This window comes from Sphingomonas metalli, from assembly GCF_014641735.1.
Classification (GTDB): Bacteria; Pseudomonadota; Alphaproteobacteria; order Sphingomonadales; family Sphingomonadaceae; genus Sphingomonas; species Sphingomonas metalli.
In genome coordinates, this window is the sequence record NZ_BMIH01000001.1 from 1,186,384 (window position 1) to 1,208,044 (window position 21,661).

General features: G+C 70.0%; 24 protein-coding genes and 2 pseudogenes. 11 read left to right on the forward strand and 15 right to left on the reverse strand.

Annotated elements, in window-relative coordinates; all coding sequences use genetic code 11:
- Positions 1-6: 6 nt before the first annotated feature.
- Genes IEX18_RS05830 through IEX18_RS05850 form a run of 5 tightly spaced genes read right to left on the reverse strand, consistent with a single transcriptional unit; the run spans position 7 to position 5,141 of the window.
- Entirely contained in the window at positions 7-762 is a 756-nt protein-coding gene (locus IEX18_RS05830; RefSeq protein WP_188657702.1) for a FliH/SctL family protein, read from the reverse strand.
- On the reverse strand, positions 755-1,765 hold the full coding sequence (gene fliG / locus IEX18_RS05835; RefSeq protein ID WP_188657703.1) for a flagellar motor switch protein FliG: 1,011 nt from the start codon (positions 1,763-1,765) through the stop codon (positions 755-757). The genes IEX18_RS05830 and fliG overlap by 8 nt, the downstream gene beginning before the upstream one ends.
- Positions 1,762-3,441 carry a flagellar basal-body MS-ring/collar protein FliF gene (gene fliF / locus IEX18_RS05840; RefSeq protein ID WP_188657704.1) on the reverse strand — a complete coding sequence of 560 codons (1,680 nt, stop codon included), beginning with the start codon at positions 3,439-3,441 and terminating at the stop codon, positions 1,762-1,764. Before fliF ends, fliG begins: the two co-directional genes overlap by 4 nt.
- Before the next feature lie 3 nt (positions 3,442-3,444).
- Complete coding sequence (gene fliE, locus IEX18_RS05845; RefSeq protein ID WP_188657705.1) at positions 3,445-3,810, reverse strand: flagellar hook-basal body complex protein FliE; 366 nt, start codon at positions 3,808-3,810, stop codon at positions 3,445-3,447.
- Positions 3,807-5,141: a sigma-54 interaction domain-containing protein gene (locus IEX18_RS05850; protein ID WP_188657706.1), complete on the reverse strand. Its 1,335-nt coding sequence runs from the start codon at positions 5,139-5,141 to the stop codon at positions 3,807-3,809. The genes fliE and IEX18_RS05850 overlap by 4 nt, the downstream gene beginning before the upstream one ends.
- A 259-nt stretch (positions 5,142-5,400) precedes the next feature.
- Here IEX18_RS05850 and IEX18_RS18800 point away from each other — a divergent pair.
- A pseudogene (locus tag IEX18_RS18800) lies at positions 5,401-6,810 on the forward strand (flagellin N-terminal helical domain-containing protein); the annotation flags it as partial.
- Positions 6,811-7,134: 324 nt separating this feature from the next.
- Positions 7,135-7,398, forward strand: a pseudogene (locus tag IEX18_RS18555) (flagellin); the annotation flags it as partial.
- Between the two features lie 117 nt (positions 7,399-7,515).
- Here the strand turns inward: IEX18_RS18555 and IEX18_RS05860 are convergent.
- The 10 genes from IEX18_RS05860 to IEX18_RS05905 form a co-directional block, all read right to left on the reverse strand.
- The gene (locus IEX18_RS05860; protein WP_188657708.1) at positions 7,516-7,896 is read right to left on the reverse strand and encodes a hypothetical protein; all 381 of its coding nucleotides are present in this window, start codon (positions 7,894-7,896) and stop codon (positions 7,516-7,518) included.
- Positions 7,897-8,038: 142 nt separating this feature from the next.
- Positions 8,039-8,488 carry a hypothetical protein gene (locus tag IEX18_RS05865; RefSeq protein WP_188657709.1) on the reverse strand — a complete coding sequence of 150 codons (450 nt, stop codon included), beginning with the start codon at positions 8,486-8,488 and terminating at the stop codon, positions 8,039-8,041.
- 235 nt (positions 8,489-8,723) lie between these two features.
- Positions 8,724-9,497: a sigma-70 family RNA polymerase sigma factor gene (locus tag IEX18_RS05870; protein ID WP_188657710.1), complete on the reverse strand. Its 774-nt coding sequence runs from the start codon at positions 9,495-9,497 to the stop codon at positions 8,724-8,726.
- Positions 9,494-11,578, reverse strand: a complete 2,085-nt coding sequence (gene flhA / locus IEX18_RS05875; RefSeq protein WP_188657711.1) for a flagellar biosynthesis protein FlhA — start codon at positions 11,576-11,578, stop codon at positions 9,494-9,496. The genes IEX18_RS05870 and flhA overlap by 4 nt, the downstream gene beginning before the upstream one ends.
- 5 nt (positions 11,579-11,583) lie before the next feature.
- Positions 11,584-12,435, reverse strand: a complete 852-nt coding sequence (locus IEX18_RS05880) for a lytic transglycosylase domain-containing protein (protein WP_188657712.1) — start codon at positions 12,433-12,435, stop codon at positions 11,584-11,586.
- A gap of 113 nt (positions 12,436-12,548) precedes the next feature.
- Positions 12,549-12,863, reverse strand: a complete 315-nt coding sequence (locus tag IEX18_RS05885; RefSeq protein ID WP_188657713.1) for a flagellar protein FlgN — start codon at positions 12,861-12,863, stop codon at positions 12,549-12,551.
- A complete protein-coding gene (gene flgM, locus IEX18_RS05890) occupies positions 12,850-13,140 on the reverse strand; it encodes a flagellar biosynthesis anti-sigma factor FlgM (protein ID WP_188657714.1) in 291 nt (96 codons plus the stop codon). The genes IEX18_RS05885 and flgM overlap by 14 nt, the downstream gene beginning before the upstream one ends.
- 68 nt (positions 13,141-13,208) lie before the next feature.
- Positions 13,209-13,724: a flagella basal body P-ring formation protein FlgA gene (locus tag IEX18_RS05895; RefSeq protein ID WP_188657715.1), complete on the reverse strand. Its 516-nt coding sequence runs from the start codon at positions 13,722-13,724 to the stop codon at positions 13,209-13,211.
- Entirely contained in the window at positions 13,721-14,230 is a 510-nt protein-coding gene (locus IEX18_RS05900) for a flagellar motor protein MotB (RefSeq protein WP_188657716.1), read from the reverse strand. Before IEX18_RS05900 ends, IEX18_RS05895 begins: the two co-directional genes overlap by 4 nt.
- Positions 14,227-14,874 (reverse strand): motility protein A, encoded by a 648-nt coding sequence (locus IEX18_RS05905; RefSeq protein WP_308419321.1) that lies wholly within the window; start codon positions 14,872-14,874, stop codon positions 14,227-14,229. Before IEX18_RS05905 ends, IEX18_RS05900 begins: the two co-directional genes overlap by 4 nt.
- A gap of 225 nt (positions 14,875-15,099) precedes the next feature.
- Here IEX18_RS05905 and IEX18_RS05910 point away from each other — a divergent pair, with 225 nt between their 5' ends.
- From IEX18_RS05910 to IEX18_RS18560, 9 genes are read left to right on the forward strand one after another with little or no spacing between them, the layout of a single operon-like run.
- Positions 15,100-15,447 carry a flagellar basal body rod protein FlgB gene (locus tag IEX18_RS05910; RefSeq protein ID WP_188657717.1) on the forward strand — a complete coding sequence of 116 codons (348 nt, stop codon included), beginning with the start codon at positions 15,100-15,102 and terminating at the stop codon, positions 15,445-15,447.
- A gap of 3 nt (positions 15,448-15,450) precedes the next feature.
- Complete coding sequence (gene flgC, locus IEX18_RS05915) at positions 15,451-15,861, forward strand: flagellar basal body rod protein FlgC (RefSeq protein WP_188657718.1); 411 nt, start codon at positions 15,451-15,453, stop codon at positions 15,859-15,861.
- Between the two features lie 3 nt (positions 15,862-15,864).
- On the forward strand, positions 15,865-16,578 hold the full coding sequence (locus IEX18_RS05920) for a flagellar hook assembly protein FlgD (protein ID WP_188657719.1): 714 nt from the start codon (positions 15,865-15,867) through the stop codon (positions 16,576-16,578).
- A gap of 27 nt (positions 16,579-16,605) precedes the next feature.
- Positions 16,606-17,928: a flagellar hook protein FlgE gene (locus IEX18_RS05925; RefSeq protein WP_188657720.1), complete on the forward strand. Its 1,323-nt coding sequence runs from the start codon at positions 16,606-16,608 to the stop codon at positions 17,926-17,928.
- A 26-nt stretch (positions 17,929-17,954) separates the two neighbouring features.
- A complete protein-coding gene (locus IEX18_RS05930) occupies positions 17,955-18,704 on the forward strand; it encodes a flagellar basal body rod protein FlgF (RefSeq protein ID WP_188657721.1) in 750 nt (249 codons plus the stop codon).
- A gap of 11 nt (positions 18,705-18,715) precedes the next feature.
- On the forward strand, positions 18,716-19,507 hold the full coding sequence (gene flgG / locus IEX18_RS05935) for a flagellar basal-body rod protein FlgG (protein WP_188657722.1): 792 nt from the start codon (positions 18,716-18,718) through the stop codon (positions 19,505-19,507).
- Positions 19,504-20,214, forward strand: a complete 711-nt coding sequence (locus IEX18_RS05940; protein WP_188657723.1) for a flagellar basal body L-ring protein FlgH — start codon at positions 19,504-19,506, stop codon at positions 20,212-20,214. Before flgG ends, IEX18_RS05940 begins: the two co-directional genes overlap by 4 nt.
- A gap of 3 nt (positions 20,215-20,217) precedes the next feature.
- Entirely contained in the window at positions 20,218-21,330 is a 1,113-nt protein-coding gene (locus IEX18_RS05945) for a flagellar basal body P-ring protein FlgI (RefSeq protein WP_373284520.1), read from the forward strand.
- Entirely contained in the window at positions 21,327-21,653 is a 327-nt protein-coding gene (locus tag IEX18_RS18560; protein WP_229664387.1) for a rod-binding protein, read from the forward strand. The genes IEX18_RS05945 and IEX18_RS18560 overlap by 4 nt, the downstream gene beginning before the upstream one ends.
- The last annotated feature ends 8 nt before the right edge of the window (positions 21,654-21,661 follow it).

Below are 21,661 nucleotides of genomic sequence, written 5' to 3' on the forward strand. Positions count from 1 at the left end.
CGCGGGTCAGGCCGCCGCGGCATCGACGGCGATGTCCACGATCGGCAGGGGTACCCGGTCGATCGCGGCGGCGAGCTGTTCGAGCCACATGGCCGGGCCGTCCTCGACCACGGTCGAGGCGCTCTCGAGCACGAAGCTGCCGCGCGCGACGGTCTCGTCGCCGACCGGGAAGATGGTGGCGGGCAGGCGATCCTTGAGCAGGGCGACATCCTCCGGATGGACGCGCAGCATCGCCGACTCGGCGGCGTCGGCGAGCATGTCGGCAGCCACCTCGATCCGCTGGACCAGCCGGTCGGCGGCGACGCCGACATCGCCGACGATGCGGGTGACGAGCATCAGCACGGTCTGGCGCAGCTGCGCGGCCATCGCCTCGCGGTCGAGCCGGCCGGTGCCGAGCTGGCTGGCGATCCCGTCGAGCAGCGCGGCATTGCGCGCCTGCTCGGCCTCGGCGACGGCGCGCGCGGCGGCCATCCCCTCGGCATAGCCGGCGGCATGCGCCGCCTCGACCGGGTCGATATAGGGGCTGGTGTCCGCCTCCGCGTCGAGCGGGTTCCAGCCCGCGGTCGGGTTCTCGCTGCGGTCGGCGGGGACGAAGTGCTTGGGTCCGGTGGACGGTGCGGCGGCCGCAGGCGCGGCGGCGCGCGGCATGGCGCGGCTGCGCGGATCGACCGCGGCGAAGCCGGCCGGCGGCGCGAACACCGCATGGAGGATATTGGCCGCCACCTCGTGCCGGCTGGCGAAGCCCGCGACGAACTCAGACATAATCGTCCTCCGCCGCGCCCATCTGGATCGAGCCGTCCTTGGCGAGGTTGCGCGCGATCGCGATCATCGCCTTCTGCGCCTCCAGCACCTCGGCGAGCTTCATCGGGCCGCGTGCCTCCATCTCGTCGCGGATGCCGTCGGCGGCGCGCGCCGACATGCAGCCCAGGAAGCGGTTGCGGATCGCCTCGTCGACGCCCTTGAGCGACTTGACCAGCACCTCGCCATCGACGTTGCGGATGAGCGTGCCGAGGTTCTTGTCGTCCATCTCGAGCAGGTTCTCGAACACGAACAGCGCCTCTTCGATCGCCTTGGCGACGTCGCGGTCGATCTTGAACAGCTTGGGCATGACCCGCTGCTCGGTCGACTTGCGCGCGCCCGACAGGATCTTCGCCGCCTCGCGCGCACCGCCCAGCGACACCTGGGTGCCGCTGCTGCCGCCGCTGCGCTGGGCGAGCAGCGCCTTGAGCGTCTCGACCGCCTCCGGCGTGATCGGGCCGAGCTTGGCGATGCGGTGGAGGATGTCGGGCTGCAGCCCCTCGGGCAGGATCTCCAGCACCTGGCCGCCGATGGCGGGATCGAGATTGGCGATCACCACCGCGGCGATCTGCGGATGCTCCTTCTCGATCATCTGGGCGATGTCGACGGGCTCCATCCAGTCGAGCAGCTCGAGCTCGCACGCCGCCTCGGCCGGGGTGATGCGGGCGAGCACGCTCTCCGCCTTCTCGGCCCCCAGCGCGCGGTTCATCACCGCGGTAACGGTCGGACGCGGGTCGAAGGTGATGCTGGTCCGCTCGCGGGCGCGGTTGACGAATTCGTCGAGCACCGCCTCCACATCCTCCTCGGACACGTCGGCGACCGCGAACATCGCGGTGCCGAGCTGGCGCACCTCGTCGGGCTCCATCTTCTGGAGGATGGCGGCGGCCTCTTCCTCGCCGACCACCATCATCAGCACCGCCGCCTTCTCGATCCCCGTGAAGCTGCGCGATGTGGTCAGCGCGTTCACTTCTGGTCCGCCTGGATCATGTCGCGGACCGCCAGCGCGGCGCGCGCGGGATTGTCGCGGGTGAAGCCGCGGACCGCACCGATCCGCTGGTCATAGCCCTGGGTCGCCTCCATCTGGTCGACGGTGACCGCCGGCGCGACCATCGGCATCGCCGCGACCGGCTGGCCGTCCGGGCCGATCACCGGCGCCGCGAGCCGGCCCGCGCCCTCGGCATCGTCCCGCTTCTTCATCAGCGCCTTCGCGAGCGGGCGGACGCCGAGCAGCAGCACCAGCAGCGCGATCACGATGGCGGTGAGGTTGCGGGCCAGCATCGGCAGCCAGCTATTGTCGTACCAGGGCGCCTTGTCGGCCATGTCGCTGGCGGCGCCGGCGAACTGGCGGCTGATCACCGTCACCTGATCCTGGCGCTGCTGGTCGTAGCCGACCGCGCTCTTCACCAGGTCGGTGATCTGGTTGACCTCCATCGCGGTGCGGCGGCCCTTTTCCGGATCGCGCAGCACGACCGCGACCGACAGCCGCTTGACCGAGCCGGGCGCGGCGCGGGTCACCGAGACCGCGCGGCCGAGATCATAGGCGCGCTGGTAGCTGTCGGACTGCTTGTTGGGATCGGGCGCGGGCCCGCCCGCCACCGGCTGCGGCCCGCCGCTCGCGCCGACCGCGGGGGTCGGCACCTGGAGCTGGCTGGCGGGCGGCGGCGTGTTCGACAGCGCGCCGGGGATGCCGCCGGGGCCGCCGCCATCCTTCTGGTTGCCGGTCCACTGGCCCGTCTCGGCGCGCAGCGCGCCCTGCTTCTCGTAGCTCTCGCGCGTCGCCTGCGTCTCGTCGAGATTGACGTCGGCCTGCACCTCTGCGGAGAAATTGCCCGCGCCGAGCAGCGGGGTGAGCAGCTGGGTGAGCTGCTGGCGATACTTGTCCTCGACCCGGCGCTGGAAGTCGATCCGCTCGTCGCCCATCGCCCCGGCGGCGTCGCGGCCGCCCGGCTTGGTGAGGAGCGCGCCGGCCTGGTCGACGATGGTCACCGCGTCGGGCTTCATCCCCGGCACCGACGAGGCGACGAGGTTGACGATCGAGGAGACCTGCGCGTCCGACAGGCTGCGCCCGGCGGCGAGCTTGACGATCACCGAGGCCGAGGGCGCGGCATGGTCGCGGACGAAGACCGACTGTTCGGGCGTCGCGAGATGGACGCGCGCCTCGATCACCGTGTCGATGTCCTGGATCGAGCGGGCGAGCTCGGTCTCGCGCGCCTGGCGCAGCCGTTCGCCCTCCACCGCGCGGCTGACGCCCATCGGCAACTGGTCGAGAATGGCGTAGCCGCCCGGCGCCTGCTTGGGCAGGCCCTGGCTGGCGAGCAGCATCCGGGCGCGGCTGTAGCTTTCCTCGTCGACGGTGATCGCGCCGGTGCCGTCGTCGACATGGGCGCCGATGTTCGCCTGTTCCAGGCTCTGCATCACCGCCGCCTTGTCGGCATCGGCGAGGCCGGTGAACAGCGTCTTCTGCGTCGGCGTCGACAGCGTCGCATAGGCGAGCGCGGCGGCGCCGATCAGGCCGACCATCATCGCCATCGGCGCGGACCGGCGCACCGCCGGCTGGGCGAGCACGCCCTTGATCTGCTGGAGCGGATTGGCGAACCGCTCGGGCAGTTCGGCGGCGGGGGTGGTGGTGAGGGCAGTGCTCATCGATTACACCGGCATGCTCATGATGTCCTTGTAGGCGGACAGCAGTTTGTTTCTGACCTGCAGCGTCGCCTCGAACCCGACCGACGCCTGCTGGCGGGCGAGCATCACCTTGGCGATGTCGACCGTCTCGCCGCGCTCGTAGCTGTCGGACAGGCGGCTGGCCTCGTTCTGGCCGTCGTTGACCGTCTTCAGCGCGCTGTCGAGCGTGTCGGCGAAGCTGACCGGCTTCGCCTCCGCCGCGGGCGCGGCGGCCGGGGCCGGCGCGCTGGCGGCGCGGCCCAGCGCCTGGTTGCGTTCGAGGATCTGGGCCCGCAGCTGCATCACGCGGTCGATCCCGCCGACGCCGCCCACCCCGCCGACGCCGCTCATGCGATCGCCTTACGATCGGCGGCGGGGACGATCTCCTCGCCCTGTTCGCGGGCCCGGGCGAGGCGATAGCGCAGCGTCCGCTCCGAGATGCCGAGGCGGCGGGCCGTCTCGATCCGGCTGCCGCCACAGGCGCGCAGCGTGTCGCGGATCGCGGCGAACTCGCTCATCTGCACGACCTTGCCGAGCGATTCGGGCAGCGCCGGCCCGGCCTCGTGCATCGGCGGCAGTTGCGGCGCCGGCGTGTTCGACGGCGCCGGCAGCGTGCGGGTGAAGGTCATCGTGACCGGCCGGTCGAAGACGATATGGGCGGCGTCGATCGTCTCGCCGCCGGCGAAGAGCAGCGCGCGCTGGATGACATTCTCCAGCTCGCGGACATTGCCCGGCCAGTCGTGCGCCTTGAGGGTCTCGATCGCCTCGACGGTCGGCCACGGCACCGTCTGCCGGCCGCCCGAATGGCGCAGGATCATCGTTGCGGCGAGCGCGGGGATATCCTCCGGCCGCTGGGCGAGCGACTTGGTGGTGAGCGGGAAGACGGCGAGGCGGTAGTAGAGGTCGGCGCGGAACCGGCCCGCCGCCACCTCTGCCTGAAGGTCGCGATTGGCGCAGGCGATGACGCGCACGTCGATCGGCTGGGGCACGGAGGCGCCGATCGGCACCACCTCGCGCTCCTGCAACACGCGCAGCAGCTTCGCCTGGAGCGACAGCGGCATCTCGGCGATCTCGTCGAGCAGGATGGTGCCGCCGTCGGCGGCGCGGAAGAAGCCCTCCCCGCCCGACGACGCGCCAGTGAAGGCGCCCTTCTGGTGGCCGAACAGCAGGGCCTCGAGCATCGTCTCGGGCAGCGCGGCGCAGTTGATCGCGATGAACGGCTTGCCGGCGCGAGGCGAGTTCGAGTGGATGGTGCGGGCCAGCACCTCCTTGCCGGTGCCGGTCGGGCCGTTGATCAGCACGGTGATATCCGCCTGCGCGACCCGCTCGGCGAGCGCGAAGAGCGCCAGCGTCTCGGGATCGGCGGCGGTCGGCATCTCCGGCCCGCCGAGCAGCGCGGTGACGAAGGCGTTGCCGACCGCGGCATCCCGCGCGTCGAAGGCGATCCGGTGCGGCGCGCCGTCGCGGGCGGGCACGATGTAGCGACCGTCCGGGCCGCTCGGGTCGCCGACCACCAGCGTGCGGGCGGGCAGCGCCACCGGTTCGCCGGCCGCGACGACGAACAGGTCGCCGGTGCGGGGCGCCGAATCGGCGGCCGCGATGCCGAAGCCCTGGGCCCGCAGCGACGAGATCATCGCATAACGGCCCTCATTGATCGCGGCGGACGGGAAGATGGTGCGCATGGTTGCCCTCTGTTGTGGGGCCTGCATGCGACATTGGTGGTAAACCGCCGGTAAACTTCTGCCAGCGGCCGGCAGATATTTTCCGGGCGCGCGGGCCCGGGCGGGCGGGGTGTCCCCTTACGTGCGCGAGGGGCGGCCGGACCAGGCGAAACGGCGAAAAATCATCCTTAAACCCGGCGGCGGACGGCCGTTCCTTGTCCCGACGGCTCGGCCCTCTGCTCTGGGGGCGGCGGGGAAGCCGTGAAGACGGAGACCAGACATGACCGTTATCTCGACCAACACCGCGGCGCTCCGCGCCGCCAATGCCTCGACCTCGGCCGGTTCGGCCCTGTCGACCGCGATGGAGCGCCTGTCGACCGGCAAGCGCATCAACTCCGCGAAGGACGACGCCGCCGGCCTCGCCATCGCCAGCCGCATGACCAGCCAGATCAAGTCGATGGCCGTTGCCGTGCGCAACGCCAATGACGGCATCTCGATGGCGCAGACCGCGGAAGGCGCGCTGGGCGAAGTCACCACGATGCTGCAGCGCATGAAGGAGCTGGCGACCCAGTCGTCCACCGGCACGCTGGGCAATTCGGAGCGTCAGGCGCTGCAGGCCGAAGTCACGCAGCTGACCAACCAGATCGACGACATCTCGAAGACGACGAACTTCAACGGCATCAACCTGCTGGACGGTTCGGCCAAGAACATCCGCCTGCAGACCGGCGTGAATGCGTCCGAGCAGATCAACGTGTCGATGGCGAGCGTCTCGACCGCGGCGCTGGGCCTGGCGGGCAACCGCATCGAGGGCCAGACCGTCACCGGCCGCGTCGGCGACGTCAGCGGCCTGGCGGTCGACGACATCCTGATCAACGGCAAGAACGCGATCGGCAACACCATCACCGGTGCGACCGACGGCGCGAACAAGCTGGCCGAGCAGGTCAACGCCAACACCGCCCAGACCGGCGTGTCGGCCACCGCGTTCAACACCCTGAAGAGCGGTTCGATCGCGGCGAGCGGCGTCAGCGCCAACTTCACGATCAACACCGTGAGCGTCACCGGCGCCAATGCCGATGAGATCGCCAAGAACATCAACCGCGACGTCGCCGGCGTGGTCGCCCAGGTCAACAGCGACGGCACCCTGTCGCTGACCAACGACACCGGCAAGGACATCGTGATCGGCGGTTCGGACGCGGGCAAGGCGGGCTTCACCGCCGGCACCTATGGCGGCTATGTCGCGATGAACAGCTCGGACGGGAAGAACATCGCGGTTACCCGCAACACCAACGGCACCACCGCGGACCTCAAGAAGCTGGGCCTCAACGCCTCGACCGACGGCGCCAGCCAGATCAGCGGCGTCGCGACCAAGGACGCGCTGCTCGAGACCGACGACGTCAAGATCAACGGCGTCGCCGTCGGTCCGTCGACCGATGGGTCGGCCGGTTCGAAGGCCGCGGCGATCAACGCGATCACCGACAAGACCGGTGTGAAGGCGAGCGCCAGCACCACTGCCACCGTCAAGGTCGACGGCAGCAAGATCGTCGACGGCAACACGCTGGTCATCAACAGCGCCACGGTCACGATCACCAAGGCGTCCGGCGCCGCCGGTGCGACCATGGCCGACCTGGTCAAGTCGATCAACGATGCCAACACCGGCGTCGTCGCCTCGGCTGACACCAAGGGCAACCTGGTGCTGACCTCGGTGTCGGGCAACGACATCACGCTGAAGGAAGGCACGGCCACCGGCCTGCTGCTCGGCGCCACGGGGGCCGACGGCTCGACCGCGGTCAAGGCGGGCACCGACACGGCGGCGGTCGCGGGCGACTATGCCACCGGCGGCTCGGGCGTCACCGTCCGCGGCCAGGTCACGCTGAGCTCAGACAGCGGCGGCGACATCCGCGTCGAGGGCAAGGCTGCCTCGCTCGACAAGGTCGGCCTCGCGGCGCAGGGCGCTTCGACCGACGTGGTCGGCGGTCGCCTCAACATCGGCTCGGCGGCGTCGGCCCGTGCGGCGATGGGCGCGATCGACAAGGCGCTGGACATGATCTCCCAGACCCGCGGTACGCTGGGCGCCATCCAGAACCGCCTGCAGGTCACGGTCAACAACCTGACCACGACCACCGCCAACCTGACCGACTCGCGCAGCCGCATCGAGGACGCCGACTTCTCGACCGAGACGACGGCGCTCGCCAAGGCGCAGATCCTCAGCCAGGCCTCGACCGCGATGCTCGCCCAGGCGAACCAGTCGCAGCAGGGCGTGCTGAAGCTGCTCCAGTAATCCCGGACCGGCGCCGGCACCTGCCCCCAGGCTGACAGGGGTGCCGGCGCCGGCCCTTCCACGGGAGGGCAGGAACCCCGGCGACGTCGCCACCGACGTCGCCGGGGTTTTCGCGCGTCAGGCGGCCGCGACGGGCAGGAACTTGCCGGTGGTGCGATCGAGCCCGCGCGCGACGACGGCGTCGAGCGCCGTCACCGCCGCGACGAAGCCGATCGCGCCCCACACCGCGCCGCGCTTCGGACTGGCGCGCAGGGCGAGGCCCAGGCTGGTCAGGTCCATCGCGTCGCCGGCCAGCCGGTTCCAGATATTGGCCGAGGCCGCGGGCGCGGCGAGGATCGCGGCTCCCGACAGCATCTCGCGCCCGCCAAAGCCGCGCACCACGCCCTCATGCTCCTCGACGCCGAGCGCGCGGGCGATTCGCCGCGGCGCGATTAGCTCGGCCAGGCCCAGGCCGATCGAGAAGACCCCGAGGCCAAGCGAAAGCTTCCTGTAAATCATAGACTTAACCCTTCCGTCTGCATGCGGCAGGCAACGGAAGAGCCCGCGTCGCCGTTCCGGGCCGGTCGGTGCGAAGTGGCTGATGCAGGTCAGGACGGGGGCGGAAGGCCAGGCGGCCGGCAGACCGGCCGCCCGCCTCTCCTCATTTGGCCGAGCCGGCGAGCTTCTCGAACTCGGACTTGCGGACGTTGAGCATCAGCTGGCCGCCCTTCTTGCCGAAGACATCGGCCGGCACCATCGCCCGCGACGTATCCGACTTGAGCTGGACGCCCTGATCGTTGACCAGCTCGATCGTGCCGAGGGGCTGACCGGTCATGTCATAGACCGGCGTGCCGGGCGCAAAGTCGGCCGCGGTGGCCGCCACGATCGGCTCGCGTGCCCGCTTGCGCGCCTTCTTGCCCTCGGGATTGTTGGTGTCGAGCTCGTCGCGGATGTGATCGAGCGCGAATTGCTGGTTGCGCTCGTTGCCCGCCGACCGCGACGTGTCGTCGCCCAGCGTCGCGGGACCGGGCGCGGAGGTTCCGCTCTGCGCGTGCGCCACGCCGGTGACGAGCAGCGCCGCCGCAGCGGCCATTGCGATCTGCCTTGCCATGCCATCCTCTCCTCGCCGCCGCGCATCTTCGCGGGCGTGTCCGGGGCCAGCATATCAACGGGCCGGGATTTCGCAAAGGGAGGAGTGATTTAGGGGGTGGTCCCAGCCTGACCGAACCGGCGTCATCCCAGCGAAGGCTGGGATCTTCCGGTTGTCGGGCGAGGCAAGAGCGCTTGAGGCCCCAGCCTTCGCTGGGGCGACGGCCGAGGCTAAGGGGATCGGGCTGGAGAAGTGCCTACCCCCGCATCGCCTTCTTCAGCCGGGCGTGCGCGCTCGCCTTGATCTGGCAGATCCGCGCCGAGCCGACGCCGAACACCTGGCCGATCTCCTCGAGGTTCAGTTCCTCGACATAATAGAGCTGGATCACCTGCGCCTCGCGCTCGGGCAGGGCGGCGATCGCGGCGATCAGCTTCTCGCGCATCTCGCCCTCGGCCAGCTGGGCGAAGGCGTCGGGCGTATCGTCAGCGAACCAGGGCAGGTCGTCGGCATAGACCTCGTCGATCGAGTCGAACCGCACCGCCTCGGCCGAGACATATTCGCTCCGGAGCCGCTCGACGCTGACGCCGAGCTGCGCGGCGAGCGAGCCCTCGTCGGGCTTGTGGCCGGTCAGCGCGGTGAGTTTCTGCACCGCCTCCGCATATTGCTTGCGCCGGCGCATCGCGCCGCGGGTGGTGGTCGCCTGGCGGCGCAGCTCGTCGATCATCGCGCCGCGCAGGCGGGTGGCGAGATAGTGTTTGAACGTGACCTGCCCGCGATCCTCGAACCCGGCCGCGGCCTCGACCAGCGCGACCAGCCCGACCTGGATCAGGTCCTCGACCTCGACCAGCGTCGACATCGAGCCGTGGACATGCCAGGCGATGCGGCGGACCAGCGGAAGGTGCTGGCGAATCAGCGCCTCGCCCTCGCCGCGCGGCTTCTGCGCCGGGCGATAGGTCAGCGGGCCGGCGAAATCGCCGGCGGCCGCGGGGGCGGCGCTCTGGAAGGCGCCTTTCATCGGCTCGGCGCTCATGCCGCCAGCGCCGCGTGCTGCTGCTGGCTACCGATCACCGCGACTACCTCGACCGCCTTCTCCTCGGGCACCTCGAAGAAGGAGAGGACCGGCGTGTCGGGCAGGCAGGTGCGCACCAGCTTGCGGATCGCGAGGCGGATGGCGGGCTGCACCACGAGCGCGAAGGGCCTGGCCTCCGCGATCAGCGGCTGCGCCGCCTCCTGCAAGGCCTCGACGATGCGGCGGCCGAGATCGGGCTCGATGACATGGCGGCGCGCGGTGTCGGCGCGGGCGGCCTGGCCCAGCAAAGCTTCCAACTGTCCCTCCAGCGTCATGACGCGCAGGGGCTCGCGCACCCCGCACAGCTTCTGGATGATGAGCGGCCCCAGCGCGGGCCGGATCGCCTCGATCAGTTCCTCGGGATCCTGGCTGCGCGGCGCGACCGCGGCGATGGCGCCGGCGATGCGGCGGAACTCGCGCAGGGGGATGCCCTCCGCCAGCAGACCCTTGAGCACCTGGGTCAGCTGCGTCAGCGGCAGCGGCGCGGGGGTCAGCGAGGCGACGAGATGCGCGGCCTTCTCCTTCAGCTCGTCGAGCAGGCTCTGCACCTCGTCGGGGCCGAGCAGCTCGGCGGCGTTCTGGCCGAGGACATGGTTGAGATGGGTCGCCATCACCGTGCCGGGATCGACCACCAGATAGCCCGCGCCGGTCGCGACATCGGCGTCGCTGGCCGGGATCCAGATCGCGTCCAGCCCGAAGGTCGGGTCCTTCACCGTCTTGCCGCGCAGCCCGCCGACCGCCTGGCCGGTGTCGAGCGCCAGCATCTCGTCGGGCGAGATCTGGTCCTCGCCGACGCAGACGCCGCCGATCATGATGCGATAGGTATAGGGCGCCAGGTTGATGTCGTCGCGGACCCGGCATTGCGGCACGACGAAGCCCAGCTCCTTGGACAGCTGGCGGCGCACCCCGGTGATCCGCCCCATCAGCGGCGCGCCGCGACGCTCGTCGACCAGCGGCACCAGGCCGTAGCCGATATCGAAATTGACCTGCATCGAATCGGTCACCTCGTCCCAGCCGATCCTGGAGGGATCGGCGGGCGCGGCGCCTTCCGCTGCCGACGCGGTCGGCTCGACCGGCGGCGGGCGGCGCTCGATCTGGCGCAGCTTCCACGCGGCGAACCCGGCGATCGCGGCGGCGGGCAGGATGATGAGGTGCGGCATGCCCGGGAACACGCCGAGCAGCGTCAGGATCACCGCGACCGGCAGCCAGGTGCGCGACGAGCCGAACTGGCTGCCGATCTGGCCGGCCAGATCCTTCTCCGAGCTGACGCGCGTGACGATCGAGGCGGCGGCGATCGACAGCATCAGCGCCGGCAGCTGGGCGACGAGCGCGTCGCCGATCGCGAGCAGGATATAGCTCTTGGCCGCGTCGCCGATCGACATGCCGTGGCTGACCGGGCCGAGGATCAGCCCGCCGAGCACGTTGGCGGCGAGGATCAGCATCGCGGCGACCGCGTCGCCCTTCACGAACTTGGACGAACCGTCCATCGAGCCGTAGAAATCGGCCTCGGTCGAGACCTCGACGCGGCGCTTCTTGGCGTCGTCCGGCGTGATGAGGCCGGCATTGAGATCGGCGTCGATCGCCATCTGCTTGCCGGGCAAGGCGTCGAGAGTGAAGCGCGCCGAGACTTCCGACACGCGGCCCGCGCCCTTGGTGACGACGATCAGGTTGATGATCATCAGGATCGCGAAGACGAAGATGCCGACGACATAGTCGCCGCCGATCAGGAAGGTGCCGAACGCCTCGATGACATGGCCCGCCGCGCTCTCGCCCTCATGGCCGTGGACCAGCACGATGCGGGTCGAGGCGACGTTGAGGCCGAGGCGGAACAGGGTGGCGAACAGCAACACGGTCGGGAAGGCGCTGAAGTCGAGCGGCTTCTGCGCGTTGAGCGCGACCATCAGCACCGCGAGGCTGATCGCGATGTTGGCGACGAAGAAGATGTCGAGCAGCGCGGCCGGGATCGGCACCACCATCACGACGACGAGGAGCAGGATGGCGAGCGGCAGGGCGCCGCCGCGCAGCTGGGCGAGCATCTTCATCGCGCTCAGGCCCCCAGCCGCGCGAGCATCATATAGGCGAGCCGCGCGGTATCGGGCGTCGGACGCAGCACGCTGGCGGCCTGTGCCCCGGCCCGCCCGCCGAACTTGCCGAGCGTCGAACTGGCCCAGGCGAGCGCATCCTGCGCGCTCTCGCCCGAGCCGGTGACGACGGTGGTGTCGTCGCCCATCGCCAGCGCCTGCGCGGCGAAGGAGAGGTTGGCGGCGCGCGTCTCGGAGACGCTGTCCGCCCCCTGCCCCAGCTTGCCGGCGAAGCGGCGATAGATCTCGCCGAGCGAACGGGCCGAGCCGTCCGCCTCGAAGAAGACGCTGCGATTGGCGCGGGCCGCGGAGGGGAAGAGCGCCGCGCCGCTCGCCGAGGGATTGGCCTCCATCGCCGAGAGGAACTTCGAGGCGCCGCCGATCCCCAGGAAGTGCGCCATATAGAGGTCGGTACCGGTCGCCTCGCGGCCCAGCGTGGCGGAGATCGCCTGGCCGTTGTCGGCGGCGTGGCTCGCCGCCATCAGGCTGGCGGTGGCGGGATCGTTGCGCAGGTTCAGGATGGCGCGGCGCGTGGCGGGGTCGGACACGGTGTAGCGGCCCGAGCCGGTCTGGCTGATCGCGTCCGCGGCCCAGGACAGGCCATGTTCCGCGCCGTGCTTCTTCATCACCGCGAGCCAGCTCGACTCGATGAACTGGTAGAGCCCGGTCGCCGAGGAACTGCCCGCACGCGCCGAGGCGTTGAGGCCGCTCTCGACCCGCGCCTGGCCCATCAGATAGTCGAAGTCGACGCCCGTGCGCTGGCTGGCATAGGCGATGGCCGACTGGATGCGGCTGGCATTGACTGGATTGATGCTCACGAATGTCGTCCCCGTTCGGTGACGACACAGCAAGGGGCGTGCCAGATTGCGGCAGGCCCGCCGCGTGCGGCATCAGGCCGCCGGGCGAAAGGATGTTTTCCGGGTCCGCCGGGTCAGGCGTAGCTGCCCCGCAGCATCGGCGCGGTGCCGGCAAAGGCGTTGCCGGTCAAAGTTTGCAGGCGGCGGCGGGTATTTGCCGCCATCAGGTTGACGTAGATCCGGCACGTCTCGTTCAGCCGGTTCGCCTCGTCCGCCAGCTCGCGCAGGTCGGGGCCGGCGGGTCCGGTGCCGGCGGCGGCGATCGCATCGATCCCCGCCAGCTTGTCCGCGGTCGCCCGTTCGAGCGCACGCACGTCGTTCGATTTCAGCGCCGCGATCTCGGCATGCAGGGCATCGATCACGCGGATCAGCGCATCACGCCTTGTCATGGGGGTTCCAGGCGAGCTTGAGGGCGATCATCTGGTCGGCGATCGTCGAGGGCAGCAGCGGGAAGGTCCCCTTGGCGATGGCGGACCGGATCTCCGACACGCGGTCGCTATCCACCGGCGGCGCCGAGGCCAGCGACTTGGCCAGCGCCGTAGGGTCGGTCGAGGCGACCGTCGCCGAGGTATCGGTGGCCGTCGTGCCGCGCGCGGCCGACACGGGAGCGGCCGGCGCAACGCGCTTGACGCTCCCCACTCCCTTGAAACCAATCGAATCCATCATATCCGCACCTGTCGGTTCTGGCTGACACAGCAGGAAACGACCGGTTGCGGGGAGACTTTAGAAGTTTTTTATTGCCACCCCGGCAAGGTCGCGCGGCCGCTCTCCACGGCCACCGCCTGAACGGGCTGCGTTGCGCCCTCGACCTTGATCGCGAGCCGCGCGCCGGGGGCGGCATCGCCCATCGCCACGCCTTCGCGGGTGATCGCGAAACCGGCCGAACCCGCCTCGATCACCACCGGATCGCCGCGCCGGATCACCGGCTCCGCCTTGACCGCCGCGGCAGGGCGCGTCGGCGAGGCCGCGGCGACCGCGACGGGCGCGTTGGCCGGGCGCACCACCGGAACGAACAGCCGCCAGTCGGGGCCGGTACAGGCGACCACGACCGCGTCATGCGCCTCAGTCCGCCACGACAGCGACACCATCGGGCAGGACTGGAGCCTGAGCCGCGTGTCGATCGCCGTGCGCGGGCCGCCCTCGCTGCCCTGCGGCTTGCCGGTGAAGGCGACGACCGCGCGGTCGAGCGCGGCGATGTCCTGGAAACCCGGCACCGCCACGGCGGCGGCGAGGAGAAGAAACGGGGTCATGGTCGGTTCCTGCTGGGATCGCCGGCAAAGGCCAGCGTGACGGTGACGCCGGCCGGGCCGGTCGTGGTGGCGATCGCGACCCGGGCGGGCGCGAGCGGGGCGAGCCGGGCCGCCAGCGCGCGGGCGCGGTCGGCGGCGAGGATCGCGGCGGAGCGGGTGGCGGGGTCGACATCGCCCCGCGCGGCATCGGCGCTGCCGGTGACGGTGAGGACGACGCGCGGATCGATCAGCTGGTCCTTCGCCCAGCCGGCGATCGTGTCGGCACCGGCCGGCAGGGCCGCGGAGCCGGGCGCGAACCCGTCGAGCCGGTTGGCGGCGACCGCGAGCAACGGCTCGGCCGGCTTGCTGTCGACGAAGCCCTCGCGCAGCGACCGGGCGAGCTGGCGCGGATCGGCCTGATGCGCCTGCACCAGCACGAAGAATCCGACCATCAGCAGCGCGAGGTCGGCGAGCGTGACCAGCCAGAGCGGCCGGCCGGAAGCGATGTCTGGGAATTCGCCGGTCATGCGACGCTCTGCAGGGGCGGGCGCGGCGTCTGGCAGGCGGCGAGCGCGGCCAGCGGCGCCTCGAGCCGGGCGCGCTCGGCCGCCTCGGTACGCCCCGCGGCGCGCAGTCGCGCGGCGATGGGGGAGAGGACGAGATTGGCGAGCAGCGCGCCATAGAGGGTGGCGAGCAGCGCGATCGCCATGCCCGCGCCGATCGCGCTGGTGTCGGACATGCCGGCGAACATGCGCGCGAGGCCGATCAGCGTGCCGACCATGCCCATGGCCGGCGCCGCCTCTGCCGCGGAGGCCCACATCTCGGCCGCGGCGACGTGGCGGTCGATGCGGACGCCGCGGTGATAGCGGACCAGCGCCTCCACCTCGGCCGGCTCGTCGCCGTCGACGATCGCCATCACCGCGGCGGCGACGTCAGGATCGGCGATGATCGCGCGGTCGAGCTGGAAGACGCCGTGCTTGCGCGCGATCCGGGTCAGGGCGGCGATCTGCGCGACCAGCGCGTCGGCGACGAACGGCCGGCGCACCAGCACGCGCAGCGCGGCGATGCCGGCGACCAGATCGTGCAGCGGCGTGCGCAAGAGCGTGACCAGCACCGTACCGCCGAGCACAATGCCGAGCGCCGCGGGATCGAAAAGCGTCATCCATTCCATGCCCGCACGATACGCAAGGAGCGGGCCAGTTGCCGCGCCTGCCTTGCCGCCATCGGCCGACCGGCAAGCCTTGCCGCCCCGCCGGCAACATCTTGCCGCCCGACCCCGCCCGGACGGCAAACGTCCGGCAAACCGCGTCCGAGCGGCTCGATTCCCGGCAGCAGAGCAAAACTGGCACGGCGGTTGCTTAGCTGTCGGGGCGCATCCGGCGCGAAGGAGGCCGTCATGGCAGGAGACACGCTTTTCGGGGTACATGGAGCCGCGCTCCAGGTGCGCGCCCAGCGTATGGGCGTGCTCGCCTCGAACATCGCCAATGCCTCCACCCCCGGCTTCAAGGCGCGCGACTTCGACTTCCAGGCGGCGCTCGCCACGGCGGAGAAGAGCGGCGGCGCGGGGACGCTCGACGGCGCGCTCAAATATCGCGTGCCCCTCCAGACCTCGATGGACGGCAACACGGTCGAGCTGAGCCAGGAGCAGACCGCCTTCGCCGAGAACGCCGTCCAGTACCAGACGACGCTGTCGTTCCTCAACGGGCGGATCGCCCAGATCACCCGCGCGCTGAAGGGAGAATAAGGCATGGCCTCCAGCCCCCTCACCATCTTCCAGGTCGCCGGCCGCGCGATGACCGCGCAGCTGGTCCGGATGAACACGACCGCATCGAACCTCGCCAATGCGGGCGACATCGCGAGCTCGGCCGAGGCCGCCTACAAGACGATGAAGCCGGTGTTCCGCACCAGCTTCGACGCCGCCTCCGGCCTCGCCACCGTCGATGTCGAGAAGGTGGTCACCGCCGGATCGCAGCCGACCAAGCGCTACGACCCCGAAAATCCGCTCGCCGACAAGGACGGCAACATCTGGGAAGCCGCGGTCGACGAGACCCGCGAGCTGGTCGACATGATGGAGACCGCACGCGGCTACCAGAACAATGTCGAGGTGATGCAGACCGCCAAGTCGCTGATCATCGACACCCTCAAGCTGGGACGCTGATAGATGGCCACCACGTCCGCCACCGCTGCGAGCAGCGCCTTCGACCAGACGCTGACCGGGCTCGGCATCACCCGCGCGGGCTCGAGCAGCACGCCCAAGGCGACCGCGACGGGCACCAAGACCACGCTCGACCAGTCCGACTTCCTGAAGCTGATGACGGCGCAGATGAAGAACCAGGACCCGTTCAGCCCGGTCGACAACACGCAGATGGTCGCCCAGATGGCGCAATTCTCCAGCACCGCGGGCATCAGCCAGATGAACACGACGCTGACCGGCATCGCCAACAAGCTCAACGCGGCCAGCTCCGCCGACGCGATGGGCTATGTCGGCAAGGCGGTGCTGACCGAAGGCAAGACCGCATACGAGCGGACCAAGGGCGGCATCGCCGGCGCGGTCGAGCTCGACGGCGCGGCGACCGACGTGAACGTGTCGATCAGCGACAAGGACGGCAACGTCGTCAAGACGATCCAGCTCGGCAAGCAGGATACGGGCACCGTCACCTATGACTGGGACGGCACGGACGAGGCCGGCAACAAGATCGACAACGGCCCCTACACCGTCGCGGTCGATGCCGCGAACCTGTCGAAGATCGTCACCGCGCGCGGCCTTGTCTGGGCGCCGGTCGAATCCGCCTCGTTGCCCCCCGGCGGCGAACCCACGCTCAAGGTGACCGGCATCGGCACCGTCAAGACGACCGCGATCCGCGGCGTCGCCTGAACCCCTTTACCCCAGGAGTAGTCCCCCATGTCCTTCTACACCGCGCTTTCCGGCCTGCAGGCCGCCCAGACCGATATGTCGGTGATCAGCCACAACCTGGCCAACGTCGCGACCACCGGCTTCAAGAAGAGCCGCACCGAGTTCGCCGACATCATCGCGTCGAACGTCTCGACCGATCCGCGCAAGATGGTCGGTTCGGGCGCGGTGGTGAAGGGCAACACCCAGCAGTTCAAGGAGGGCAACCTCCAGACCACGTCGAACGCGCTCGACCTCGCGCTGGTCGGCGAGGGCTTCTTCGTGATGAAGTCGACCGGCACCAGCGACTCGATCACCTATTCGCGCAACGGCTCGTTCCAGGTCGACTCGAACCGCAACGTGGTCGACTCGCAGGGCAGCTATCTGATGGTCTATCCGGTCGACAATGACGGCAACGTCACCGCGACCGGGCAGGACGGCCTGACCAACCTCCAGCTCCAGCAGACCAGCGGCGAGCCGAAGGCGACCACCAAGGTGCAGACCGCGGTGCAGCTGTCCTCCACCTCGACGCCCAAGACGGCGGCGAACGTGTTCAAGCGGTCGGACACCACCACCTACACCAACTCGGTCGCGACCCGCGTCTATGACGCGAACGGCAATCCGATCACGATGACCAACTATTATGTCCGCACCGCGGGTGCGTCGCCGGCGGTGCCGGCCGGTACCGATGCCAATGGCAACCCGACCCCCGCCCAGCCCGCCACCACCGGCACCTGGGACGTCTATACCTATTTCGGCGACCAGCCGATGGAGGTGAGCGGCGTCGACAAGGTCACGCTGCAGTTCGACTCGACCGGTTCGCTGATCACGACCGCGCCGACCCAGCCGATCACCTTCGACGCCTTCAACCCGACCTCGGGCGCGGCGCTCCAGCAGGTCTCGCTCGACCTGCGCAGCTCGACCCAGCTGTCCTCGGCCTTCTCGGTCAATTCCAAGACGCAGAACGGCGTCGCGGTCGGCCAGCTGGCGGGCGTGACGGTCAACGACGCCGGCCTGATCTCGGCCAGCTTTTCGAACGGCGACATCGTGCCGCTCGGCAAGGTGGCGCTGGCCAAGTTCTCGACGCCCACGGGCCTGCGCCAGATCGGCAACAGCTATTGGGCGGCGACCGGCGTGTCGGGCGCGGCGAGCCTGGGCGCGGCCTCGGCCGACGGCTTCGGCTCGCTGATGTCGGGCACGATCGAGGGGTCGAACGTCGACATTACCGAGGAACTGGTCAACCTGATCGCGGCGCAGCGCAACTTCCAGGCGAATGCCAAGGCGCTCGATACCGCCAGCCAGGTCTCGCAGACCATCTTCAACATCCGCTCGTAAGCATCGGCGGCTGAGGGAGCGGACAGGTGGACAAGCTCGTCTATACGGCGGCGACCGGCCTCAAGGCGCATATGGCGGCGCAGGCGGCGATCGCCAACAACATGGCGAACGCGTCCACCACCGGCTTCCGGGCCGACCGGGTGGTGTTCGACCGGATCGAGCTGAAGGGCGGCGGCCAGCAGATCGAGGCGCGCGCGCCGACGTCGGAAGAGATTACCGATGCCGACCGGGCGCCCGGCGCGATCCAGCAGACCGGCCGCCCGCTCGACGTGGCGATGGCGGGCGACGCCTGGCTGGCGGTGCAGGCGGCGGATGGCAGCGAGGCCTATACGCGCCGCGGCGACCTCGAGATCGCGCCCTCCGGCGTGCTCCAGACCGGCGACGGGCATATCGTGATGGGCTCCTCCGGGCCGATCACCCTGCCCCCGGCCAGCGCGATCTCGATCGGCGGCGACGGGTCGATCTCGATCATCCCGGTCGGTGGCGACGCCACCCAGACCCAGGTCGTCGACAAGCTGAAGCTGGTCAGCCCCAAGGGCACCGCGACGCTGAAGGGGCTGGACAATCTGCTGCGGGTGAAGGGCGGCGGCGTGCTGCCCGAGAATCTCGACGCCAATGTGATCGGCGGCGCGCTGGAAGGGTCCAACGTCAACATGACCCAGTCGCTGGTCGACATGATCGAGAACCAGCGCAGCTACGAGGTTACGGCCAACCTCATGAAAACGGCCAAGGACATGGATGAGGGCGGGGCATCGCTGATGCGCCTGCCGAGCTGAGGAATTCACCGATGACCACTGCGGCCATGCATATCGCGCGCACCGGGCTCGACGCCCAGGACATGCGCATGCGCGTCATCTCCAACAACCTCGCCAACGTCAACACGACGGGGTTCAAGCGCGATCGCGCCGCCTTCGAGACGCTGTCCTATCAGGTGGTGACGGCGCCCGGCGCCGCCTCGACCAGCGAGACGCGCTACGCCACCGGGCTGAACCTCGGCACCGGCGTGCGGGTGCAGGGCACCGCGCGGATCGACACGCAAGGGTCGGCCCAGCAGACCGGCAACTCGCTCGACATGATGCTCGACGGCGACGGCTATTTCCAGGTGCAGCTGCCCGGCGGCCAGCTCGGCTACACCCGCGCCGGCAATTTCTCGAAGTCGGCCGAGGGGCTGCTCGTCACCGCCGAGGGCTATCAGGTGATGCCCGGCATCACCATTCCCGAAAACGCCACGGCGATCACCGTCGGGCTCGACGGCACCGTCACCGCGAGCGTGCCCGGCCAGACCGACCAGGCGCAGCTCGGCCAGATCCAGGTCGCCAGCTTCGCGAACGGCGCAGGCCTTCAGTCGAAGGGCGACAATTACCTGCTCGAGACCGCTGCGAGCGGGCCGGCCAATCTGGGCCAGCCCAACCAGGACGGGCGCGGCGGCATCCGCCAGGGCACGCTGGAGGCGTCCAACGTCAACGTCGTCGAGGAGCTGGTCGACATGATCGAGACCCAGCGCGCCTATGAGGTCAATTCCAAGATGATCTCGGCCACCGACGAGATGCTCAAGACCGCGAACCAGAACCTGTCATGAGCCGCGCTCCCCGCCCCAATCACGCGGCGATCGCCGCGCTCACCGCCGCCGCGGTCGCGGTCGCGGTCTGCGCACCGGTGCCGGCCCAGGCCGGGCTGTTCGGCAAGCGCCGCCCGCCCGAGGACTATTCGGCCGCGACCCCGCCGCCGATGGTCGCGACCCCGGCCGCCGCCAACGGCTCGATCTTCCAGACGAGCGAGGGCTATGCCGCGCTCTACGAGGGCTGGCGCGCGCGCAAGGTCGGCGACCCGCTGACGATCGTGCTGGTCGAGCGGACCGCGGCCTCCAAATCGGCCAGCTCCAAGCTCGACTCGGGCGGCGGGTTCGGCATCACGCCGCCTTCGGCCGGCCCGTTCAAGCTGTTCGACCCGGCCGAGGCCTCTGCCAGCGGCAAGCGCAATTTCGACGGCAAGGGCCAGGCCGATCAGGCGAACAGCCTGTCGGGCGAGGTCTCCGTGACGGTCGCCGAAGTCTATCCCAACGGCACCATGCTGGTGCAGGGGCAGAAGCGGGTGACGCTGAACCGCGGCGACGAATATGTCCGCATCAAGGGGATCGTGCGCACCGCCGATGTCGACCGCGACAATCGCGTGCCGTCGACCCGCGTCGCCGACGCCCAGATCTCGTATACGGGCAAGGGCGATGTCGCCCGCGCCAGCCGCCAGGGCTGGCTGTCCCGCTTCTTCTCCGCCGTCAGCCCGTTCTGAAGGATGCCGATCGTGAAGGCCTTCATGCGCTATATCCTCCCCTTCCTGATCCTGCTGACGACGTCGGCGCCGGCGATGGCCGACCGGATCAAGGACCTGGGCGGCTTCCAGGGCATCCGCACCAATCAGCTGACCGGCTACGGCATCGTCGTCGGGCTGCCGGGGACGGGCGACGACAATCTGGAATATACCGTCCAGAGCGTGAAGGCCGCGACCTCGCGCTTCGGACTGCAACTGCCGCCGGGCGCCAATCCGGGGCTGAAGAACGCGGCGGTGGTGATGGTGACGGCCGAGCTGCCGCCCTTCGCCAAGCCGGGGCAGAAGCTGGACATCACCGTCGCCTCGATGGGCAAGGCCAAGTCGCTGCGCGGCGGCTCGCTGATCCTGACGCCGCTGCTCGGCGCGGACGGGCAGATCTATGCGATGGCGCAGGGCAACCTCGCGGTCGGCGGGCTGGGCGCGGAGGGCGCGGACGGATCGAAGATCGTCGTCAACATCCCCTCGACCGGCCGCATCCCCGAGGGTGCCACCGTCGAACGCGCGGTCGCGACCGGGTTCGAGAATGCGCCGGCGCTGACCTTCAACCTCCAGCGCGCCGACTTCACCACCGCGCAGAATGTCGCGGGAGCGATCAACCAGCGGCTGGGCGCCGGCACCGCACAGGCGATCGACGCGGTCTCCGTCTCGGTCCGTGCGCCGGTCGGCGCGGACGTGCGCGCGACCTTGATGTCGACGATTGAGAATCTCGACGTGGTCTCGGCCGAGCCGCCCGCCCGCGTCATCGTCAACGCCCGCACCGGCACCGTCGTGATCAGCTCGGCCGTCCGGGTCGGCACCGCGGCGGTCACGCACGGCAAGCTGACGGTGCGGATCGACGAGAGCCAGCGGATCAGCCAGCCCGCGCCGCTGTCCAACGGCCAGACCGCGGTCGAGCAGCGCTCCAACGTCCAAGTCGAGGAGGAGAAGAAGCCGATGTTCCTGCTCAATCCCGGCCCCCGGCTGGCCGATGTGGTCAAGGCGGTGAACGCGATCGGCGCGAGCCCGGCCGACCTCGTCGCGATCCTTGAGGCGCTGAAGGAAGCGGGCGCGCTGAAGGCGGAGCTGGTGGTCCTGTGACGGCCCCCTCGCTCCTCCCCGCCGCGCCGACGGTCGCGACCAGCGGCATCTCCGCCGATGCCAGCCGGCTCAAGTCCCGCGAGAATCTGGAAAAGGCGGGCCAGCAGTTCGAGGCCGTCTTCACCGGCATGATGCTGAAGTCGATGCGCGAGGCGAAGCTGTCCGACCCCCTGTTCGACAGCAAGGCGCTCGACACCTTCCGCGAGATGCAGGACCAGAAGACGGTCGCCGCCATGGCCGAGCACACGCCGCTCGGCATCGGCAAGGCGATGACCGCATTCCTGTCGAAATCTCAACCCGATCTTAACGATCGCACCGGATAAAGGCGGGT

What these genes read in the sequence shown, in the direction of transcription:
- IEX18_RS05895 (WP_188657715.1), bottom strand. Translation starts at nt 13,724, where the DNA reads ATGACCCCGTTTCTTCTCCTCGCCGCCGCCGTGGCGGTGCCGGGTTTC.
- IEX18_RS05865 (WP_188657709.1), bottom strand. Translation starts at nt 8,488, where the DNA reads ATGGCAAGGCAGATCGCAATGGCCGCTGCGGCGGCGCTGCTCGTCACC.
- IEX18_RS05900 (WP_188657716.1), bottom strand. Translation starts at nt 14,230, where the DNA reads ATGACCGGCGAATTCCCAGACATCGCTTCCGGCCGGCCGCTCTGGCTG.
- IEX18_RS05940 (WP_188657723.1), top strand. Translation starts at nt 19,504, where the DNA reads ATGAGCCGCGCTCCCCGCCCCAATCACGCGGCGATCGCCGCGCTCACC.
- IEX18_RS05905 (WP_308419321.1), bottom strand. Translation starts at nt 14,874, where the DNA reads ATGGAATGGATGACGCTTTTCGATCCCGCGGCGCTCGGCATTGTGCTC.
- IEX18_RS05920 (WP_188657719.1), top strand. Translation starts at nt 15,865, where the DNA reads ATGGCCACCACGTCCGCCACCGCTGCGAGCAGCGCCTTCGACCAGACG.
- IEX18_RS05910 (WP_188657717.1), top strand. Translation starts at nt 15,100, where the DNA reads ATGGCAGGAGACACGCTTTTCGGGGTACATGGAGCCGCGCTCCAGGTG.
- IEX18_RS05945 (WP_373284520.1), top strand. Translation starts at nt 20,218, where the DNA reads ATGCCGATCGTGAAGGCCTTCATGCGCTATATCCTCCCCTTCCTGATC.
- fliF (WP_188657704.1), bottom strand. Translation starts at nt 3,441, where the DNA reads ATGAGCACTGCCCTCACCACCACCCCCGCCGCCGAACTGCCCGAGCGG.
- IEX18_RS05860 (WP_188657708.1), bottom strand. Translation starts at nt 7,896, where the DNA reads ATGATTTACAGGAAGCTTTCGCTTGGCCTCGGGGTCTTCTCGATCGGC.
- flhA (WP_188657711.1), bottom strand. Translation starts at nt 11,578, where the DNA reads ATGAAGATGCTCGCCCAGCTGCGCGGCGGCGCCCTGCCGCTCGCCATC.
- IEX18_RS05870 (WP_188657710.1), bottom strand. Translation starts at nt 9,497, where the DNA reads ATGAGCGCCGAGCCGATGAAAGGCGCCTTCCAGAGCGCCGCCCCCGCG.
- flgG (WP_188657722.1), top strand. Translation starts at nt 18,716, where the DNA reads ATGACCACTGCGGCCATGCATATCGCGCGCACCGGGCTCGACGCCCAG.
- fliE (WP_188657705.1), bottom strand. Translation starts at nt 3,810, where the DNA reads ATGAGCGGCGTCGGCGGGGTGGGCGGCGTCGGCGGGATCGACCGCGTG.
- flgC (WP_188657718.1), top strand. Translation starts at nt 15,451, where the DNA reads ATGGCCTCCAGCCCCCTCACCATCTTCCAGGTCGCCGGCCGCGCGATG.
- IEX18_RS05830 (WP_188657702.1), bottom strand. Translation starts at nt 762, where the DNA reads ATGTCTGAGTTCGTCGCGGGCTTCGCCAGCCGGCACGAGGTGGCGGCC.
- IEX18_RS05925 (WP_188657720.1), top strand. Translation starts at nt 16,606, where the DNA reads ATGTCCTTCTACACCGCGCTTTCCGGCCTGCAGGCCGCCCAGACCGAT.
- IEX18_RS05850 (WP_188657706.1), bottom strand. Translation starts at nt 5,141, where the DNA reads ATGCGCACCATCTTCCCGTCCGCCGCGATCAATGAGGGCCGTTATGCG.
- IEX18_RS05885 (WP_188657713.1), bottom strand. Translation starts at nt 12,863, where the DNA reads ATGACAAGGCGTGATGCGCTGATCCGCGTGATCGATGCCCTGCATGCC.
- flgM (WP_188657714.1), bottom strand. Translation starts at nt 13,140, where the DNA reads ATGATGGATTCGATTGGTTTCAAGGGAGTGGGGAGCGTCAAGCGCGTT.